The sequence below is a fragment of the Ktedonospora formicarum genome (assembly GCF_016587355.1).
Classification (GTDB): domain Bacteria; phylum Chloroflexota; class Ktedonobacteria; order Ktedonobacterales; family Ktedonobacteraceae; genus Ktedonobacter; species Ktedonobacter formicarum.
This window is the reverse complement of the sequence record NZ_BNJF01000001.1, coordinates 4292045-4312059: the sequence shown is the minus strand read 5'-3', so window position 1 is coordinate 4312059 and position 20015 is coordinate 4292045. Positions and strand designations below refer to the sequence as shown.

Here is a 20015-nt window from a genome sequence, read left to right as displayed (position 1 = left end):
ATGTTATTTATTTGTTCTCGCGCAAACAATTATGCTTGTTAGGAGAGAAAAGGGTTCAGAAGCAGTTCATGCCACGAAAACAACAGGCTTTAAATACGCACCACATGGCTGTGCTTTCATCACCAGCTCAAATGCGCTATAATACAAATGTTCGATATTGAATATCGAACGATTGCCGTAGTGGTACTTTTGGGGCAGGCGAGAAAAGTCGTCGCGTTGTCATGCAGGCTGATAGTTCCAGTTCGTTCTACCCGAAGCACTCAACGCCAGAGACTTTCCTACCTCCCATTACCACTTTACGCGACAATCTCTATCATGCCCGCTGCGCCGGACACGATACAACCAAGCGGCTTCCAGACCATTCGGTTCTGGAAGACGTCGATGAAGCTGAGCATTCATGCCCGCAATGGCGCGAGCAAGAGTGCTCTCTTTTTTGCTCTCATAGAAGGTAATCAATATCCATCACAACAATAGAACAGGCTATATAAAGGGACGCGACGAGAAAGCAAAGCTGACAACACGCGATTTGCTTTTTCGCCTGTAGCTTGGGTATACTGTTGAGCAGGCGAGGAAGCCCATTAGATCAGAGCAGCCAAACTGGCAAGGTCATACCATCTTCTCTCCTTACAAAAACCTGAGCGCTTCCGGGTTGATACGAGAACAAACGCCGCCTAGCACTGGGCGCGCTCAGATTCTCACCCTGAGAGCGCGCTAGCCACGACAGTGGCGTTGGTTTTTGCATAAGATCTTAGCTCAATGAGGAAAAGGATCGTTTATGCATCGCAAAAATCGCGTCTTGGAAGCATTACGACTCCTACACCATCAACAGCGCTCAGAGTATGCCGGTATCTTGCGCCGTTACGCTGGCTTCAACGCGGAAGAGGTGGCCCTTGAGGCTGGCATTGATCGCACAAATGCTAGCCGCGATCTCAATCAGCTCGCGCAGGAAGGGATGATCGAAAGGATTCCCGGTCGCCCTGTACTCTTTACTTTTAAAGAACAGAACCCAGTATCCAACGCACCAGCACCACATACTACAACACACCCCATAGCCTCAAACGGTCCTGTCGGCGAGAGCGCACCACCGACTCCACCCCATCCACTTACAGATAAGCCACAAACTATCGTGGCCTCAACCGAGATCGGAACTGTCATTACAAACTTTGAGACACTTATCGGGAATAACGGGGGGCTCAAGGTCGCGATTCAGCAAGCCAAGGCCGCTATTCTTTATCCGCCACGCGGCCTGCATACTCTCCTCCATGGGCCAAGCGGCGTTGGTAAGACAACCATCGCGCGCCTAATGCATAGCTTTGCCCTCAAGCATAACGCTTTGCCGTCTGATGCTCCTTTCATTAGCTTTAACTGCGCAGACTATGCGGGCAATCCACAACTGCTCATGGCACATCTCTTCGGCGTGGTCAAAGGAGCCTATACCGGAGCCGACCGGGACCGCTCAGGGCTGGTCGAACAGGCTCACCGGGGTATTCTCTTCCTCGACGAGGTCCACCGCCTCCCACCAGAGGGTCAGGAGATGCTCTTTTATCTCATGGATCAGGAGCGCTTCCGTCGCCTGGGCGAAATTCGCGAGCGCCAGGCATCCCTGCTGCTGATCGCCGCGACAACCGAAGATCCCGCCCTGGCGCTCCTGCCAACCTTCCGCCGCCGCATTCCAATGCTCATTACCCTACCCGGACTGAATGAGCGTACACCAATGGAGCGCTACGAACTCATACGCGCCTTTTTTACCGCCGAATGTAGTAGCATCGGGGCCAATATCCAGGTCGCGCCCCAGGTTCTTCAGGCTCTTCTACTCTATGATAGCCCTGGCAATATCGGGCAGCTCCGCACCGATGTACAGCTTACCTGCGCACGCGCCTATCTCGAATATCGCACCACCAATCAGCAAGAGCTCCACGTCGACCTCGATGTGCTGCCCGAGCACGTGCGGCGTGGGCTGCTTCGCCTGGCGGACCTGCACAGGGGCGCGGAGACCGAGCAGCCTGCCTGGGAGGCCACACATATTTTCACGCCTAGCGGGCTTAGCCTCAACGGTGTTCCCGAGTCAGCGCGCAATCTGTACGACTCCATCAGTTCGGGGCTCGCCGCGCTCCGCTATAGTGGCCTGCCCGAAGAGGAGATTAACAAGCTTCTCCAACTCGAAATCCAGCACTACTTTCAGCACTTTGCCCAGGCTGTAACTCAGGAACGCTCGGAGAATGCTTCGCACCTCGTCGATGAGCGCATCTCATCCCTGGCCCAATCCCTTGTGCGCTTCGCTGAAGAACAACTCCAACGCCATTTTCCAGCCAAGCTCGATCTTGTTCTGGCCCTGCATCTCTCCAGCGCCCTGGAACGCATCGCCCAGAAACGTTTACTCGCGGTCCCCAATATGCACTCGGTTCGCCAAACATATCCTATCGAGTATGAGGTCGCGCTTGCTGCGCTTACTCGCATCCAGGACGAGTTGGGCATTACGCTTCCCGCCAGCGAGGCACATGTCCTGACACTCCTCTTTACCAACGCGGACACACTACTCAATATCGAACATACCACAGTGGGCATCGTCATCGCCGCGCACGGACATGGTATCGCAAGTGGATTGGCGGAACTGGCGAACGCCCTCGTCGGCGTTAACTCAGTTGTCCCTATTGAGCTCACGCTAGAGCAAACGCCTGAGACAATTCTGAGCCAGGTAGAGCAGAGCGTTCGCCAGGCCCACAAGGGCAATGGCGTCCTATTGCTCGTCGATTTTGCGTCACTGCTCTCACTGGGAGACATGATTGCTCAACGTACTGGTATCTCAGTCCATACTGTTTCTAATGTCAGCGCACCCCTGGTCGTTGAGGCCCTACGACGCGCGCAACGCGGCGAGCATATCACGCTGCAACAATTAGCCATCAGCCTGAATCAAGCCACCAGCGAGGAGCAGACGAATGGCACTGCCCACAAAACATCCATACAAAACTCAGAAGAGGGCACATTCCACGCACTGAACACACAGCGCAACCAGCAGCCACGTGTTATCCTTTCCATCTGCCTCACAGGCTATGGGAGCGCCATTAAACTCGCGGAACTCGTCTATGAGCGCTTACCAGAGACACGCGAACAAGATGTCGAGATCATCTGCATGGATATCAATATTACTGGTAAGACAGAGACCCAGATCCAACAACTGGCGAATAATAGGCCCATTGTCGCCATTGTCGGCACCATTAATCCACACTTACCACAGATCCCCTTTATCTCACTCATCGAGATGCTCTTCGGCGATGGCATCGCGCGCCTGCGCACACTCCTCGGAGCAACCTTTATCGACCCGGCCCTACTTCAACCATCACCCTCCTCCACCCTTGTCCCGACATTCAATGCGCGCGGTGAACTTTTCCAGGCTATCTCACGCACACTGAATGAACGCTTGCTTTTCCTGAATCCCGAACGTATTCTTCCTCTTCTAGAACACATGATTGAAATGATTGAGGTTGAGGTAGGCGAGAGCTTTGACATCGATGCTCTGGCTGGCCTTGTCCTACATCTCGCGACTATTCTAGAACGTGGAGGACCACATAGCCGCTTCCTGGTCAGTGAGGAGATACGCGCTCGCGTCCAGGAACACTTTCCCCGCGAACTGGAAGTATGCCGCCGCGCCTGGCAGGTTCTTGGACAACAGGTCGGACGTACACTCCCTGAGGAAGAGGCATACAACATGGTCGGAATTCTCCGTCAAGTGGATATATTCATTAACCCCAATCTCGCAATGTAACAACACACATGTCCAGCACACATGATGCGCCACTTATCCCTAACCCAACTTATTCGAGCACATCATGTTTCACGATGTCTTATTACTTCTCTTCCATAACACCATCCAGGTGGAGAGAACCGCGACTCCACACGCTCTATATGCGATGTCGCAGGCGCACTTTTCATCGTGGCTTTGCGATGATAGATCAACACACTCAACGCATGGCCCTATGCCAATAAGTGTGCTATCTGTGTAGCACACTTATTGGCATAATCCTTGCACTACTATTTAGTGGCTCAACAATCTAATCTCATGTGTGCTAGAGCACAAACCACCAGGCACACACCATCCACAGGAATGTGGCAGAAAGATATCTTATGGTTTCCGTCCTGATAGTTTGCAGTTGGGGCATGTCAACAAGCCTCCTGGTGGAAAGTATGCTTGCGGCTGCACAGGAACAACATCTCGCACTGACAGTCGAGGCGTTAAGCGCAGGCGAATACGCATCCAAAGTGGATGAATGCGACATCGTCCTGATCGCGCCTCAAATCAGACATCTGCGCAAAAGCATCGAGAAGATCGCTCAGCAGACGGGTAAGCCGGTCGCCATGATCGAACCATTTCACTACGCGACGATGAATGGCGAAGCCGTACTCATACAGGTCCAACAGATGCTCTCTGGCGTTGGTGAAGGGTAGTCCTTATTAGAAAAACTGAGCGCGATAGCGCTAGCCGCGACCCCCATTCGGGGGCACGGCAGCGGGGTTGGTTTTCGCATAAGACCGAGGAGTAACGTGAATACAGTAATGGAACGCGTCAGCGATATCTTTGAAAGATATTTTGTTCCCCCCTGGGGGCAATCGCCAGCAATCTCTATTTGCAGGCGATTCGTGATGCATTCATTATTTTCACGCTCCCACTGATCATCGCCGGAAGTGTCTTCCTTATCGTGGCGAATCCACCGCTAGACATCCTGGCAGTGTGGCTCAGGCCATACCAGAGCGCCATCCTGGTACCATATCAGCTCTCATTCGGGCTGATGGCACTCTTCCTGGCCTTTGGCGTAGCCCATAGCCTGGCGCAATACCGGCGTACCGAACCAGTTCAGCCCGGGATACTTGCGATGGTTCTCTTCCTGGTCGCTAACGTGCCAGTGGGAGACCTCAATAATCTCAAACTGGGCGATATCCTGCCTTCCTTAGGAGGACAGGGCTTGCTGGTGGCAATCATCCTGGGCCTGCTCACCACCGAGGTGATGTATTGGTTCCGCAATTCGCGTTATACCATTCGCTTGCCCAAGACCGTACCACCCAACGTCAAGCGCGCCTTTGAGGCTCTGGTGCCAACGCTGCTCTTGCTTACCGCCATCTGGCTGCTAGAGTGGTTTGTCAGCGCTCATACGATAACTAACTCAAATGGGCAAACGCAACAGCTTACGCTTCCGCTCTTGCTCATGGAGGTCTTCAAGCCGCTCGTCGTGGTACAAGATAGCTATCCTGCGGCTCTACTAGAGATCATTCTGATGATGTTACTCTGGTCGGTCGGTATTCACGGCATGAACATTGTAACGGCTATCGCTCTCCCGTTCTGGCTTACCACTCTTTCGGGGAACGCCAATGGAGGACATGGCATCGTAACCGAGCCTTTCTTCCATATCTTCTCCCACCTGGGAGGTTCGGGAGCCACCTGGCCTCTCGTCATCTATATGCTGCGCTCTCGCTCTTCGCAATTGCGAACGGTTGGACGCGTAGCACTTGGGCCTGCGATCTTTAACATTAACGAACCGGTTACCTTTGGCGTACCGATGGTGCTCAATCCGCTGATGATGATTCCATTTCTCATGGTACCCATCGTCATTGTCACCGTCAATTACCTGGCCTTCTCTCTGGGCCTGGTACATGTACCGGTCGTTATGCAACCCTTTACCGTTCCCATCGGAATCAGCGGATTCATCGCCTCTGGCGGCGACTGGAGAGGTAGCATTCTTCAGTTCGTGAATCTCGCGCTTTCCGCTGTCCTATATTATCCATTCTTTAAAGCCTGGGAACGTATCCTGGTGGAACGGGAACAACAGGCGGAATCTAAGGAGCAGGAGCGCGCATCTAAAGCGCCATCGACTCCCAAGATTCTCACCACTACCACTCGCCAGGAACCATAGCTATTCATAGGAAGGAGTCACCACACCGTATCTGATACGCCTTGCGCAGCACCAATATACCGGAGCCCCACCATCACCGGATTCTGGCTCTTGCACGAGGTGGACTATCTCTAACGATTGCTTCTGTTCGATGGAGAACGCTAGCCATCATACCTGAACTTTTTGCAACGATGTAAGGTTTCTATTGGGAAGGTATCCCAAGCACAGTTAAACTGGAAGGAAAACATTCAGAGATGAACGTATTTCGTCAGCGTAAACCGCTTTACGCCCTCTTCGCCACTCTGGTCCTGACCCTGCTGCTCTCAGCCTGCGGCAATAGCCAATCCGGCGGCGATACAAACACCGTCAGCAACGGCAAGAACTGCGATAATGTCGCGGTCCTGCTCCCTGAAACCGCCACCTCAGAGCGCTGGGAAAACAAAGACAAGCCCCTACTGACAGCGGCCATCAAAAATGCCGTTGGCAAAGATCCTCAGTTCTACAACGCTGAAGGTCAGGCCGACAAGCAGCAGAACCAGGCCGATACCGCTCTGACCAAGGGCGCTTGTATCCTGGTCGTAGCCCCCTTCGATGGTCAGGCTGCCGCCGCTATCGTCTCCAAAGCCAAGTCTCGTGGTGTTCCTGTCGTGGCCTATGATCGCCTGATCCAGTCACCTGACCTGAGCTACTATGTCTCTTTTGACAACGTCAAAGTCGGTGAGATCCAGGGTCAGTACATCACCGAGCACTACAAAGACTACATCAAAGGCGATAACAAGAACGTGGTCATGATCAATGGTGGTCAGACCGACAATAACGCTATCCTCTTCCGCCAGGGCGCTCTCAACAAGCTTCAGCCTCTCTTCGATAACAACTCATTGAAGAAGGTCTATGACCAGTACACTGACGCTTGGGACAATGACAAGGCCCGCACCGAGATGGATGGTGCCCTTACCGCTCAGGGTAACAATGTTCAGATCGCCTATGTTGCTAACGACGGTATGGCGAACTCCGTTATCGCTTCCCTCAAGGCTAAGAAGCTCAACGGTAAAGTTCTGGTGACTGGTCAGGACGCGACCGTCGCTGGCCTCCAGAATATCCTGCTTGGCGACCAGATGATGACCGTCTACAAGGCCATCAGCAAGGAGGCCCAGGCAACCGCTGATATCGTAAAGGCCATCAAAGAAGGTACCGATACCGCTTCTATCACAAAGGGCGCAACCACCAAACTCTCCGACGGCAATACCGCTATTCCTTCCATCCTGGAAGAGCCTGTTGCCATCGATAAGAGCAATGTCAGCATCGTTCTTAATGACAACTATGTCACCAAGGATGACCTCTGCAAAGGCTTGCCCGCTGGTACTGGCGGCATCTGCTAACGCCTTATCCCAGACCTGGTCGCGTGCCTCCCTCTCGGGCGCGCACGCGACCTCTCACCTGTCGGCAACACGACTCCGCCTCGCGCGGAGTCGATGGCTTGTCAAAGTACTCATATATATCACTAGTTTGGGAGGGTTCTATGGCTGATCAAGCAACGCACGCATCAACACCATCTTCCGACCAGAATGCAGAAGGCCAGCCAATTCTGATGATGCGCGGTATCAGCAAACACTTTGGGGCGGTTCGAGCCTTGAATAATGTGGACTTTGAAGTTTATCCAGGCGAGGTAGTAGCCCTGGTCGGCGATAACGGCGCGGGCAAATCAACCCTGGTCAAAGCCATCTCAGGAGTAGGACCAGCCGACGAAGGTGAAGCCTTTGTCAACGGAGAACCAGTCGTTATCAATAGCCCCCAGGCTTCCAGCCGCCTCGGGATTGAGACCGTCTATCAGGATCTCGCGCTCTGCGATAATCTCGACGTGGTCGCGAATCTCTTCCTCGGGCATGAACTCCATACGGGAAGTGTGCTCTCAGAGGTCGAGATGGAGCGCCGCAGCCTGGAAGTCTTACGCGTCCTGGATGTCAAACTTCCTTCGGCACGCTCCATTGTCTCCACACTTTCAGGTGGACAGCGCCAGTCTATCGCCGTCGCGAAAACAATCTTGCGTCGCGCACGCGTCGTCTTGCTGGACGAGCCAACCGCCGCTCTGGGTGTGGCCCAGACAAAGCAGGTGCTCAACCTGATTCGCCGTTTACGTGAACAGAATCTAGGTGTGGTCGTCATTTCGCATAATATGGCCGATGTCTTCGAGGTCGCTGACCGCATCATCGTGATGCGCCTGGGTCAGCGCGTCGCTACCTTTAACGTTGGCGAGGTCACTAACGAACGTGTCATCGCGGCCATTACCGGAGCAGATTTTGGCGAAACCGTGCCAAGCAATGGCTTGCCAGGAGGAAAGTAAAACATCATGAGTGATGTCATCGAAAAATCCGCCAGCCGCACAGACGCGGCGGCCAGCGTCGAACGACCCGAATATGAGGGAAGACGCTCCTTTGGACAGTTACTACGCGGTGACCTTGGCTTTCTCCCGGTCCTGCTAACGCTCATTGTCGTTGTGATCTACTTTACGATCACAACAGGTGGCCTGTTTCTCAAACCATCCAATCTGACCGACCTGCTACAACAGATCGTTAATATTGGTATTGATGGACTGGGTGTAACAATGGTCCTGCTCCTGGGTGAGGTCGATCTCTCCATCGCGGCGGTCGGCACCTTTGGCGCAGTTATCACCGGCGTTCTGTCAACACGTATGGGCTTCAATCCCTACGCGTCGATGGCGGTCGGCGTTCTTGCGGGCGCTCTGGCAGGCTTGATAAATGGTATCTTTATCGCTGTTCTCCGTGTTCCCTCATTCATTGTGACCCTTGCCGGTTCCATTTTCTACGCGGGTCTGCTGCTCTATTTGCTAGCAGGACAATCCACGCTGATCGTTCACGATCCTGCGATAGTTGCCATCGCGGGCACTCCCTATAGCTTCCTGCCCGACTGGCTGGGCGTAGGACTACCCACCCTTGTCCTCATCTGCTACACAATCTGGCAAATAGTTGAACAATTAAGTAGAAAAAATAAGGGGCTACGCACAAAGTCAACACTCAGACTGGTAGCGAACATCGTGATTCCCTTTGTTATCGTCGAGGGCATCATCACGATCATGGAAAACACTCCTGGCCCGGTGCGTGGCACATACCTGGGCATTCCCAATAACGTCGCGATCTTCTTTGGGCTCCTTATCATCGTCTGGCTAGTCATGACGAAGACGACCTTTGGCCGCCATGTCTATGCCGTGGGTGGAAATATGGAAGCGGCACGTCGCGCTGGTATCAACGTCGTCGCGACCCGCCTGATCGTCTTTACGCTCTGCTCAGCATTCGCCGCTATTGGCGGTATCCTTCAGGTCTCGCGCGCGACCGCAGTCGCCAGCGCGATCAGTCCAACCCTAACCCTACAAGCCATAGCCGCAGCTGTAATCGGTGGCGTCAGCCTCTTCGGTGGTCGCGGCTCCGTCTGGGCCGTCGCGCTTGGAGCGCTGATCATTGGTGGTCTGGAGAATGGTCTTGACCTACGCAGCCAGGGCACAGATATCAAACAAATGGTTGAAGGTGCCGTACTGGTACTCGCCGTGACAGCCGATGCGCTTGTACGTCGCGCTCAATCTCGTAGCAGTAGCGGTCGCTAACACTCTTTCGCGTTCTTCCCTGGGCGTTTCTTCCCCTTCGCCCAGGGGACGCTCCAACATAGTCCCCTGACATCCCATCATAACTCGTTGGGAGGAGAAAGAGCGTGTAAGAAAGCGGTAATCTTGGGAGGCAAAGTCCCATGCTCAGAAGCGTAGCGCGAGAGAATGGCCTGAGTGGCCAGCATCTCCAGCAAACGTGCCAGACCGCGTAACAAGACGATCTTGCCAGGAAAGCGACCACGATGGGGAACAAATCCGCCGAGTTTGGCGAGCAATTGGACCTCTTCCCAGGAGAAGGTCACCCCCATCTCATACAAAAAGCCTGCTGCAACCCAAGCCAGAGCGACCAATGTCTTGATGGCCTGCCAATCAAGGACTTGCACCTCATCCCAGGCGAAGCACGTCTTGGTAAACTTGAAGCTCTCCTCGACTCCCCATCTTTGCCGATACATACAAAAGATGCGCATGGCCTCGGCTTCGGTTTCCGCCGGCCAGTCGGTGATCAACCACCACGGCTCCCACGGGCAATTGAGGATGCGCACCTGCACCAACCAGAGATCCTTGGGCAGGATCTGATCTGGCTCCTGGCTCAGACGACGAACCTCGCTGTGATAGGTGAGCCCAACTGAGCAGGCCGAAATTTCCACATCCACCTCTTGCCGCTTGGGATGAGCCTGCTTCCCCAGGGGCACCTCCATGTTGGTGCGTACCATTGCCAGCATCTTCAGCCGTTTGCTTGCCTCCTGTAACGGCCCCTTGCTCCAGGCCTTTGACTCTGTTTGCCATTGGACCAATCGCTTCCGCTGGCAGACTCGGCAGACCACGTGTTCCTGCTGCTCCCACATCGTGCGCCAGACCGCGACATCGTCAAAGCCACTATCGAGCACCCAGGTCACCTGAGACTGCACCTGGCCATCTTTCATTGCCTCATGCACCGTCATGAGCATGGTTTGGACTTCGGCGGGTTCGCTCACGAAACCGGGTTCCTCGCTACTGAACACTTTCTGATAGAGAATCCCCCGCTGCTTTGGGGTGACTGCCAGTACGGTGAGCGTACGGTAGCCCGGCACCAATTTCTTGTTCTGATCGCGGACCTGCATCAGATATGGCATTTCTTGCGCATACGGTTTACAGAGCTCGGAGCCATCAGCAATGAACCACACCTCGTCCGCTTTGCTTTCCCGCAACTGCCCCACTCCCACTTGCCGCAAGCGTGCTGTCAGCTCCTCAGCGTCTAGCTCTGAGCGCTTGGTACTCTCTCCTTTGGCCATCCGCAACACCCGTTGCGCCCCATTCTTACTCTGGCTCAGTTCTTGAGAAGACGCTGCGATACGAGTGCCGATCACACTTCCACTCGCGATGATCCCCTTCACCGTTTCCAGCAATGCCCGCCACGTCCTGCGATCCCTTATCAAGCTTGCGAATGGCTTCAGATACGCTTGGAATGGGTCCGTCCAGGTGCTTCTCCATTCCATGTGTCTCATCCTTTCTCTCTGGTTTGGTTTCTCTCTTGATTCTAGCACCCTCCCTGGATTTATGAGTGGTTGTCAGAGTCCCCCCTTGCGCGGGAGGAGTATAATATCAGCCAGGATAGATCCTCTCACTACAGCAGCAAAGGTGACAAACTTCGTGCTATACCTGGCCTTTAAGCGTTTTATCGGTATCTTCTTTAATCTGCTCAATCTCTGCCTGGGCGGCAATCTCCCCCCCTTCGCCTGCGTCTGCATCGTGATAGAGGAGGCAGGCCGCTTCCTTGTCATCGAGCGCCCAGAGGGCGAGACCGCCTTTCCCGGTGGTTTCATGCGTTGGCGTGAGCACCCCGAAGAGACCGCGCTTCGCGAGTGCGAAGAAGAAACCGGCCTGAAGGTTCAACTTCATGAACTCATCAGCTACCGCACAATCAGCAGCCCGGCCTTTAACCGCATGAGCACCGTCAACCTGATCTTCCGTGCCACGTGCGTAAGCGGCGAACTCCGCCGCAGCATTGAGGGCCAGCCACTCTGGCTCACACATACTGAACTTGAATCACGCCTGGACGGCTTCTACCTCCACATCTACCAGGACTACCTTCGTCACCACTCCTCACATTCACGCACCTGATACATTCCTCAACTCTACGCAATACACCACAAGCATATATATCATGCATTAACAAGCACTTATAAATAATACACAATAATAACTACTAATCAAGTATCACATGCTTGGGAGATATATTTAAATTATGATTAACAGAAGGCTCTGTATACTCACCAATAGAGAGTATTATACATTTTCCTCAGAGCAAAGGGATTCAAAACACTATGAAAAAAAGGGTAAACAATTTTTTCTACATGGCACTGATCGCCTTCTCCTTCGCTAGCCTGCTTACATTTAGCGCGCCCAAACAACAAATGCATGCGGCAAGCACAGGCAAAGAGATCGTTATTAGCCTTTCTGATCAGATGCTTTATGCGTTCGAAGATGGGGATGAGGTGTATGAAACATATGTCACCACAGGACAACCGGCCCTCCCGACCCCCACGGGTAGTTTTAGCATTTTCCGTAAACAGAGCCCAATGACCTTCTATTCTCCCTGGGGTAAGAATTCCCCCTATTACTTCCCACCCACAAACGTGAGCTATGCTATGGAGTTCGCGGGCGGTGGCTACTATATCCACGACGCGCCCTGGCGCGGTGAATTTGGACCCGGCACTAACAGCGCACATGTCGAAGAGGATAGCGGAAAAGAGATGACTGGCAGTCATGGCTGCGTCAATACACCTGTCGACGATGCGGCCTGGCTCTATGACTGGGCTCCTATCGGCACCCCCGTTAAGGTCGTCTCCTAACCCACAATCCATCCCGCCTATATACCCGCCGCTTACACTCAGAGGGGATCATGAATACACTCATGATCCCCTCTTCCGCATCCTTATCCACTTATAGTACATAAGAAACAGTGTACACGCTTGCTTTTTTGCACTTAGCTATGTTACCATCAGATCCCAGGGGCATAGCGTATATTCCCCATTATCAATTCCAGGAACGACGGATATGAGAAAGAATGTAACTCCAAAAGAGGATTGGCAGCATAAAGAAAGCTGGCTACAGCAGAACAACCTGACGTATGCCGGACTCATTGGTATTGGCGTCGTCATTGTACAATCCTTTATCACTGCCCCTTCACTAGATTTGCCCTCCACTATCTGCGTCGTAGCTTTCTCACTAGCTATCCCACTCCTGGCAGTCCTTTTAATGCTCAATCAACTTCAATCCCAACGCCACTATACAGCCTCGTCTCCTTATATTAGTATTGCAAAGACGATTGGGCTCCTGGGTGCCTGTGTTGGTGTGGTTGCGGCCTTATGGCATATGCTCTGGATCGCAGGTGTGATGGTGATGGTCAGTGGGATCATGGGGCTAGCAATCTATACAGGCTACTATAAACGCTTGGAACAAGATGAAGCCCTCAAGGCTGGTGAGCAAGAGCGCCTACTCAGCGAGAGCGACAAGCAGCAAGTCTGAGGAGTACATATGACAATCAAACGCTTCCCTTTGACAGCCAAACAAGTAGCCAATATTACGACAACCTATCCTACCCCCTTCCATATCTACGACGAGCAAGGCATTCGGCAAGCGGCACGTAACCTCAAACAAACCTTCTCCTGGTCAGAAACCTTCACCAACTATTTCGCGGTCAAGGCTCTGCCTAACCCCCATATTCTGCGCATCCTTAAGGAAGAAGGGTTGGGCGTGGACTGTAGCTCTCTCCCCGAACTCCTGCTTGCTCAACATGTCGGTTTTACAGGCGATGACATCATGTTCACGTCTAATGAGACGCCCGCGAACGAATTTCGCAAAGCTCGCGAACTGGGAGCAATCATCAATCTGGATGATATCAGCCACCTGGAGTATCTGGAACATGTGGCGAGCCTTCCCGACCTCCTCAGCTTCCGCTACAACCCTGGCCCTCTCCGTAGTGGCAACACCATCATCGGCGATCCCCGCGAGGCCAAATACGGCCTGACCTACGAGCAGTTGTTCTCTGCCTATGCGATGGCTAAAAGCAAGGGTGTTCACCGCTTCGGACTCCACGCCATGCTCGCCTCCAACGAACTTGATCCCCTCTACTTCATCGAGACAGCAAGTATGCTCTTCGATCTCGTCGCCACTCTCGCGCGCGAGGTCGGCATTACCTTCTCCTTCGTCAATCTGGGTGGTGGCATTGGTATCCCTTATCGACCCGAACAAGAACCGTTCGACCTGGATATCTTCTCGCGTGGCGTCGCAGACCTTTATGAGCGCAAAATCGTTCAGCAGGGGCTGCCCCCACTTCAAATCGTCATGGAGTGCGGCAGATTCATTACTGGCCCCCACGGCTATCTCATAACAACCGCTATTCACCACAAGGAGACCTATAAAGACTACATTGGCCTCGATGCCTGCATGACTAATCTCATGCGACCAGCCCTCTACGGTGCATACCATCATGTCACCGTTCTGGGTAAAGAGGAAGCCCCCGCCACCCACATCTACGACGTCGTCGGCTCGCTCTGCGAGAACTTCGACAAATTTGCTATCGACCGCTCCTTGCCCCCAATTGACACCAATGACATTGTTGTCATCCATGATACTGGGGCACACGGGCACGCTATGGGCTTCAACTACAATGGCAAGCTCCGCTCCGCTGAACTCCTTCTCACCACCAGCGGCAACATTCAACTTATCCGCCGCGCCGAAACCATCGAAGATTACTTCAGCACCCTCGACTTCACTGGATTCAACGGTCAGGCATAGCATTAGAGACATAGTACGAGGAAGTCAGGCGCTGTATTATCACCCACCATCTCCATAAAAAGGGAGTGTGCCCTGGGTTGCTGTCAGCAACCCAGGGCACACTCCCTTTTTAGTTGAATATCTACTTCTGCTCGGCTGGCTGGAGCTTGCGTCGATCTTCGACGCGCGCACTGGCCGTCTTGGACTCACCACCTGTAGCTCGTGGCAAGCTATCGGCGGTGACCAGATGCACATGCGGCGTGTTGCCCGTCACGGACTTCACGGCCTCAGCCATCTGCTTCTGGAGGCTCTTCACAAACTCTTCACTCTCCAGCATGGCATTGTCCTTGACCTCCACCTTCAGATCAAAGGTATCCAGGCCGTTGCGCTTGTCGATGATGATGCGGAAGTTCGCACCGGTCTCAGGGAAGCGCAATAGCGCGGCCTCAATCTGGCTGGGGAAGACGATCAAACCACGAATTGGCACCGCGTCATCGGTACGCCCTTTAATAGCGGCAATCTTGGGATGTGTACGACCACAGGCGCATTCATCATCCCACCACAGGCGCGAGAGGTCCCGGCTACGATAGCGCAGCATCGCCGTACCATCGGCATTCAACCACGTCCAGACTAGCTCACCCTCCTCACCATCCGGCACCGACTCCCCAGTCTCAGGATTGATACACTCCACCAGGAAAGCATCAGCCCAGGCGTGCATTCCGTCGCGTACCTCGCATTCACAGGTCATACCGGGTCCAAGGAACTCGGTCATACCGAACTCGTCGTAAGCGGTAATATTGAAATACTCTTCCAGCTTCAGGCGCGTCTCCCAAGGCCATGGCTCCGCACCAAAGAGGCCCGTCTTCAGCTTGCTCTTCTTGAAATCAATACCCATCTCGCGAGCTTTGTTGCCCACATACAGGCCAACCGAAGGCGTCATACACATACCCGCTACGCCAAAGTCAAATATGAAGTCGATGAAGCGCTCATACTGACGCGCGTCCGCGCCCATAGGAATCGCCATGACCCCCATCCTCATCGCGCCATAATGGAAGCCAAAGCCACCCGTTGGCAGGCCATAACCATAGCTGTTCATGAAGACATCGCCGGGACGTAGGCCCGTCATCCAGAGTTCGCGTGCGTTCAGATCAGCCCAGTTCTCGATGTCCTTCATGGTCGCGAAGACCGGCACGCTCTTACCAGTGGTACCACTGGTGGCGTGAACCTCGACCGCGCCATTCTCACCACCAATGGGCGCGAGCGCCATCCCATACGGATACGCCCCACGCACACTCTTCTTCTCCAAAAATGGAAGCTTACGGATATCCTCCAGGCTCTGAATGTCCGCTGGCTTGACCCCCGCCTCATCGTAGAGTTTACGATAAAAGGTGTTTTGATGGTAAACTCGCTCTACCATCGCCTGCAAGCGCTGTAACTGTAATGCCTTGAGTTTCTTTTTAGGAAGCGTCTCTATCTCTTCTTGAAAGAAGCTACGAACACTCATCAAATTCCTCCAGATCACATATTGAGCAATCCACCCTGTATGTTAGCAAATCTTATTCTATTATTCCTAATTCGAAAACCTGAGAGTGCTTGTCGCTACGCCCATTAATGCTACCTGAACGGCAGCCAGCGCGCACTAGCTATGCCCTCCACTAGGGGCACGGCAGCACATTAGTTTTCGCATAAGATCTTAGAAATACAAATAATCCTTTTCGGTCTTCCCATTTAACTTCATTGTTAAAAGCGCCAGAGTCACGCGCAAACGTCATATGCGGGCGTTTCGCGTTAGCATACACCAGTCAACCTATACTCGCCTCAACGTAGGCGCGCCATCCCCCCTCCATAATACGCACTTTATTGTATCATACAGCTGAAAACCACCTGCTCCCGACCCAACCTCAGTAGTCCAATCTTTCACCGCCTTTTCTCAAGCTATAGCATTCTGATAAGCAGTTCTAGCTACAAGTACTATTCTACCGAACCTGTCCACGCTTATAGGTACCTGATATATGTAGCGTATAACGAAGTAATCATCATTAAGCTTATCCGTGTGATATGATGAAGAAAAGTTCACTGCAATCGCAGTCTGACAGAACGCAATTTGTAGCTGGAGTACAATCTTATGGCAGACACAAAGGTCCGCGCCGTCATCTGGGATCTGGACGGCGTTATCATCGATAGTGCGGATTCCCACCGCAAAGCCTGGTATCGCCTGGCTCAGGACCTCAATATTCCCTATAGCGATGAGCAATTCTGGGCCACCTTCGGCTGGCGCAACGACGCAATCATCCCAGACCTCCTCGGCGAGCCAACAACACCCGAACGCGTCCAGGAATTGGCGGACCGCAAAGAAGCCTATTTCCGCGACTACGCCCGTCATACCATCGCCTTCCTCCCCGGCTCTGAGGAACTCCTCTCCGCCCTCCATAAAGCGGGTTATCCCCAAGCACTCGCCACTTCAACTCCTCATACCAATATCGCTCTCATTAGTGAAGTGCTGGGCCTAGAACGCTATCTCAATGCCCTAGTCTCTGGCGAAGATGTCAGGCGTGGCAAACCCGCCCCTGATGTCTTCCTCAAGGCTGCCGATTCGCTAGGCGTCACGCCCGCTCACTGCCTGGTTATCGAGGACGCCATCGCGGGCATCGAGGCCGCGCGTGCCGCTGGTATGTACTCCATCGCCGTCGCGGGTGAACGCGACATTCCGGGTCTACGCGCCGCCAATCTCGTCGTTAAGGACTTGACCGAGGTCTCACTCACTACCATTCGTGCCCTGGCTTGACAGCCCCATCCACTCATGGCACAATAGCGGCATATCTATTCAATGCGCTCAACGAGGAGGCGTAGGGGCCCCGGTGGGTCCCACCGTCTTCAAAACGGCTGGGGGGCCGCTCGGCGCGGTCCCTGGTGGGTTCGACTCCCATACGCCTCTGCCAACCTCCCCGCGCATTTCTGATCCCAAACACTTTATTAGGCATACAGCACTTGATGCCTATTTTATTTCTCATTCTATAGATTTACCCCTTCTACACATTGCTAGATTTAGTAGCTTTCTGATGACAATCCCAAACCTAAACGCACACCAGGCAGGCTACGATATGCTATCGTATACCAATCTTACTTCTTAACAACCGGTAGCAATTCCATATATGCTTCTAGCCCCTTCCCACACGACGACATAAGGTGGAACAAGCTTGCTAGACAAAGCGAAAACAACGCTGTATAATACCGTCTCGAGAGAAAGGTCTTCACACTATCTTCCAAAACCATACTTACTCCTTACGCGAAAACCTGAGCGCAGATGCGCTAGCCGCGACAACGGCGTTGGTTTTCAGCTAAGACTTTACATCACGCTCAAAGAGAGGCATTTTGAGATGACCACGACAACAATCCCGCGTGGGAAATATCACATTTGGACCGTTGGCTGTCAAATGAATCAAGCCGACTCACAGCGCATCCAGACTATGCTCGAAGGCATGGGCTGGGAAGAGTCAGATATGGATCAGGCAAATCTCGTGGTCCTCAATACATGCAGCGTGCGTAAAGCTCCTGAAGAGAAGGCCCACAACCAGCTCTCCCTGCTCAAATATGCGAAAGAAAAACGCGATGACCTGCTCGTCGCCCTGATGGGTTGCATGATCGGCAACCAGAAAACCATCGATGAGCTTGGCAAACGCTATCCACATATTGACCTCTTCATGAAGGTCGAACAGGCCGATATTCTGCCTCGTTTCCTGGAAGAGCGTTGGACTCCTATCTCAGGCTCTGGCTGCCTTGATGTCGAGTTGCTGCCTCACGAAGAAGCCCTGGCTGAACAAGCCCAGCGTATCACTGAGCAACCACACGAACATAAGCCAACCTTTGCGACCTCCTTCTCTCGCTCCGGCAAACGGACCGTCTTGCCAATGGCTATCACTCCCAAACCCGGTGAGCGGATAGCGCACTACCCAACAACCATCGAGCCGAAGAAGGCCAGCCCAACCGCGTGGCTACCCATAGTTCTAGGTTGCAATAAGGTCTGCACATATTGTATCGTTCCCTACCGCCGTGGTCGCGAGCGTAGTCGTCCCATCGATGAGCTGATGACCGAGGCCCGTACCCTGGTCACCAAGGGCGCGCAGGAACTGACTCTGCTGGGCCAGACCATCGAATCCTATGGTCTGGATCTCCAGGATCAGCCCAACCTCGCCGACCTTATGACCAGCCTCAGCGAGATCGATGGCCTGCATCGCATTCGCTTTATGACCTCTTACCCTCGCTACATGACCGATAGCATGATCGAACGTATGGCTGCACTGCCCAAGGTCTGCGAACATCTCAATATTCCCGTCCAGGCCGGTCATAACGATACACTCAAGCGGATGAAACGCGGCTACACCATCGAAGAATACTATGAGAAGATCGACCGCGTGCGTGAACTCTGGCCTGATATCTCACTCTCAACCGATGTCATCGTCGGCTTCTGTGGTGAAACCGATGAGGAGTTCCAAACCACACTTGATATGATCAAGCGCGTACGCTTCGATGTCGTTCATGTCGCAGCCTATTCCGTCCGTCCAGGTACCGTCGCCTCTCGTTGGGAAGATAACATCCCCCTGGCAGAGAAAAAACGTCGCCTGCACGCCGTCGAAGAGGTACAAAGCCAGATTGCGCTCGAAATAAATCAACAATACCTGGGCCGCGTTGAAGAGGTCCTGGTTGAAGATAGCAACGAAAATCACGGTCGTAAGCAATGGAAGGGACGCAACCGGGCGAACAAGCTCGTCTTCTTCCCCCAGCCAGAAGCAGGCACCGTACAAATCGGCGATCTCGTCAATGTGCGCATTGAACGGACTACAGCCTGGTCCCTTCAGGGTTGCACAGTTGAGTTATAATAAGCAAACTATATCCATTGCACATTACCCAACAAATTACACAGGTGGAGGTGTCGTTCGATGACGCAAACGCTGTCAGCGGAAGAGAGAATTCGGCTGAAAAAACAGTGGACCGATCAGGCGGTAAAACAAGCACAAGAAGGCTTGTGGGATGAGGCCGTTCAGACAAACAAGAACATCCTGAATATCTTTTCCACAGAGCCAGATGCGTACAACCGCCTGGGCAAGGCTTATAGCGAACTGGGGCAATACCAGAACGCGCTCGATGCCTACTCACAAACACTGAAATATAGTTCAGATAATGGCATTGCCAGGAAGAACGTCGACCGCCTGACCTTGCTCATAGAGCAGGAAGGTCCGGTCTCCGCACGCGCCAAGGAGCGCATTGACCCTCGTATCTTCGTCGCCGAGAAGGGCAAAACCGCTATCACCGAACTGGTGAATCTGGCTCCCAGCACAACTCTGGCGAAACTCAGTGTTGGCGACCTCATCCAACTTACCATTAATGGTCATACCCTGCAAGCGCGCAATTCAGCCGAAGAACTGATCGGTCAAGTTGAACCCCGCTTAGCTAACCGTATCATCGAGTTTAGCGAGGGCGGCAACCGCTACACCGCAGGTATCCAGGCCGTTGAGAATGGTCATGTCCGCATCATCATTCAGGAAAGCTACCAGCATCCTAGCATGTTTGGAAAAGTCAGCTTCCCCAGTGCTCAAGGTACAGGCGACACTATCCGCGCCTATATCAAGGACTCCATGCTACGCCTCGACCGCGATGACGAAGACGATTTCTCCAACGAGGATGAGTATTACGATAGCGGAGACGACGGCGAAGATACTAGCGATACCGATTTCGATAATAGCCTCGATAGCGAGGAATAA

16 protein-coding genes and 1 tRNA gene are annotated in these 20015 nt (G+C 53.3%); 15 read left to right on the top strand and 2 right to left on the bottom strand.

What is annotated here, in order from left to right:
• The first annotated feature begins 147 nt into the window (after positions 1–147).
• From K3T82_RS18485 to K3T82_RS18455, 7 genes are all read left to right on the top strand, one after another.
• On the top strand, positions 148–474 hold the full coding sequence (locus K3T82_RS18485) for a hypothetical protein (protein ID WP_220194914.1): 327 nt from the start codon (positions 148–150) through the stop codon (positions 472–474).
• Between the two features lie 301 nt (positions 475–775).
• The gene (locus tag K3T82_RS18480) at positions 776–3763 is read left to right on the top strand and encodes a sigma-54-dependent transcriptional regulator (protein ID WP_220194913.1); all 2988 of its coding nucleotides are present in this window, start codon (positions 776–778) and stop codon (positions 3761–3763) included.
• A gap of 359 nt (positions 3764–4122) precedes the next feature.
• Positions 4123–4443, top strand: a complete 321-nt coding sequence (locus K3T82_RS18475) for a PTS sugar transporter subunit IIB (RefSeq protein WP_268886641.1) — start codon at positions 4123–4125, stop codon at positions 4441–4443.
• Positions 4444–4622: 179 nt separating this feature from the next.
• Positions 4623–5903, top strand: a complete 1281-nt coding sequence (locus K3T82_RS18470; RefSeq protein ID WP_220194911.1) for a PTS sugar transporter subunit IIC — start codon at positions 4623–4625, stop codon at positions 5901–5903.
• A gap of 233 nt (positions 5904–6136) precedes the next feature.
• Entirely contained in the window at positions 6137–7261 is a 1125-nt protein-coding gene (locus K3T82_RS18465; protein ID WP_220194910.1) for a sugar ABC transporter substrate-binding protein, read from the top strand.
• Between the two features lie 140 nt (positions 7262–7401).
• A complete protein-coding gene (locus K3T82_RS18460; RefSeq protein ID WP_220194909.1) occupies positions 7402–8223 on the top strand; it encodes an ATP-binding cassette domain-containing protein in 822 nt (273 codons plus the stop codon).
• A 6-nt stretch (positions 8224–8229) separates the two neighbouring features.
• The gene (locus K3T82_RS18455) at positions 8230–9498 is read left to right on the top strand and encodes a sugar ABC transporter permease (protein ID WP_220194908.1); all 1269 of its coding nucleotides are present in this window, start codon (positions 8230–8232) and stop codon (positions 9496–9498) included.
• 77 nt (positions 9499–9575) lie between these two features.
• On the opposite strand, the gene K3T82_RS18450 is transcribed toward K3T82_RS18455, so the two are convergent.
• Positions 9576–10973, bottom strand: a complete 1398-nt coding sequence (locus K3T82_RS18450) for a hypothetical protein (RefSeq protein ID WP_220194907.1) — start codon at positions 10971–10973, stop codon at positions 9576–9578.
• Positions 10974–11115: 142 nt separating this feature from the next.
• On the opposite strand from K3T82_RS18450, the gene K3T82_RS18445 reads away from it, so the two are divergent.
• The 4 genes from K3T82_RS18445 (at position 11116) to lysA (ending at position 14277) form a co-directional block, all read left to right on the top strand.
• On the top strand, positions 11116–11598 hold the full coding sequence (locus K3T82_RS18445) for an NUDIX hydrolase (protein ID WP_220194906.1): 483 nt from the start codon (positions 11116–11118) through the stop codon (positions 11596–11598).
• A 203-nt stretch (positions 11599–11801) separates the two neighbouring features.
• The gene (locus K3T82_RS18440) at positions 11802–12329 is read left to right on the top strand and encodes a L,D-transpeptidase (protein ID WP_220194905.1); all 528 of its coding nucleotides are present in this window, start codon (positions 11802–11804) and stop codon (positions 12327–12329) included.
• Between the two features lie 205 nt (positions 12330–12534).
• Complete coding sequence (locus K3T82_RS18435) at positions 12535–13005, top strand: hypothetical protein (RefSeq protein WP_220194904.1); 471 nt, start codon at positions 12535–12537, stop codon at positions 13003–13005.
• Positions 13006–13014: 9 nt separating this feature from the next.
• Complete coding sequence (gene lysA / locus K3T82_RS18430) at positions 13015–14277, top strand: diaminopimelate decarboxylase (RefSeq protein ID WP_220194903.1); 1263 nt, start codon at positions 13015–13017, stop codon at positions 14275–14277.
• A 121-nt stretch (positions 14278–14398) separates the two neighbouring features.
• On the opposite strand, the gene K3T82_RS18425 is transcribed toward lysA, so the two are convergent.
• Positions 14399–15760, bottom strand: a complete 1362-nt coding sequence (locus tag K3T82_RS18425) for a phenylacetate--CoA ligase family protein (protein ID WP_220194902.1) — start codon at positions 15758–15760, stop codon at positions 14399–14401.
• 621 nt (positions 15761–16381) lie between these two features.
• Here K3T82_RS18425 and K3T82_RS18420 point away from each other — a divergent pair.
• The 4 genes from K3T82_RS18420 to K3T82_RS18405 all read left to right on the top strand — a co-directional run bounded on the left by K3T82_RS18420 (position 16382) and on the right by K3T82_RS18405 (position 20015).
• Positions 16382–17041 (top strand): HAD family hydrolase, encoded by a 660-nt coding sequence (locus tag K3T82_RS18420; protein ID WP_220194901.1) that lies wholly within the window; start codon positions 16382–16384, stop codon positions 17039–17041.
• Positions 17042–17096: 55 nt separating this feature from the next.
• Positions 17097–17195, top strand: a tRNA-Sec gene (locus K3T82_RS18415).
• 438 nt (positions 17196–17633) lie between these two features.
• Complete coding sequence (locus K3T82_RS18410; protein WP_220194900.1) at positions 17634–19133, top strand: MiaB/RimO family radical SAM methylthiotransferase; 1500 nt, start codon at positions 17634–17636, stop codon at positions 19131–19133.
• A 60-nt stretch (positions 19134–19193) separates the two neighbouring features.
• Complete coding sequence (locus tag K3T82_RS18405) at positions 19194–20015, top strand: tetratricopeptide repeat protein (RefSeq protein ID WP_220194899.1); 822 nt, start codon at positions 19194–19196, stop codon at positions 20013–20015.

Bases quoted from the DNA above. Each gene is read 5' to 3' on its own strand.
- K3T82_RS18405 (WP_220194899.1), top strand. From the start codon at position 19,194: ATGACGCAAACGCTGTCAGCGGAAGAGAGAATTCGGCTGAAAAAACAG.
- K3T82_RS18465 (WP_220194910.1), top strand. From the start codon at position 6,137: ATGAACGTATTTCGTCAGCGTAAACCGCTTTACGCCCTCTTCGCCACT.
- lysA (WP_220194903.1), top strand. From the start codon at position 13,015: ATGACAATCAAACGCTTCCCTTTGACAGCCAAACAAGTAGCCAATATT.
- K3T82_RS18440 (WP_220194905.1), top strand. From the start codon at position 11,802: ATGAAAAAAAGGGTAAACAATTTTTTCTACATGGCACTGATCGCCTTC.
- K3T82_RS18475 (WP_268886641.1), top strand. From the start codon at position 4,123: ATGGTTTCCGTCCTGATAGTTTGCAGTTGGGGCATGTCAACAAGCCTC.
- K3T82_RS18435 (WP_220194904.1), top strand. From the start codon at position 12,535: ATGAGAAAGAATGTAACTCCAAAAGAGGATTGGCAGCATAAAGAAAGC.
- K3T82_RS18485 (WP_220194914.1), top strand. From the start codon at position 148: ATGTTCGATATTGAATATCGAACGATTGCCGTAGTGGTACTTTTGGGG.
- K3T82_RS18425 (WP_220194902.1), bottom strand. From the start codon at position 15,760: ATGAGTGTTCGTAGCTTCTTTCAAGAAGAGATAGAGACGCTTCCTAAA.
- K3T82_RS18455 (WP_220194908.1), top strand. From the start codon at position 8,230: ATGAGTGATGTCATCGAAAAATCCGCCAGCCGCACAGACGCGGCGGCC.
- K3T82_RS18460 (WP_220194909.1), top strand. From the start codon at position 7,402: ATGGCTGATCAAGCAACGCACGCATCAACACCATCTTCCGACCAGAAT.
- K3T82_RS18480 (WP_220194913.1), top strand. From the start codon at position 776: ATGCATCGCAAAAATCGCGTCTTGGAAGCATTACGACTCCTACACCAT.
- K3T82_RS18420 (WP_220194901.1), top strand. From the start codon at position 16,382: ATGGCAGACACAAAGGTCCGCGCCGTCATCTGGGATCTGGACGGCGTT.
- K3T82_RS18410 (WP_220194900.1), top strand. From the start codon at position 17,634: ATGACCACGACAACAATCCCGCGTGGGAAATATCACATTTGGACCGTT.
- K3T82_RS18450 (WP_220194907.1), bottom strand. From the start codon at position 10,973: ATGGAATGGAGAAGCACCTGGACGGACCCATTCCAAGCGTATCTGAAG.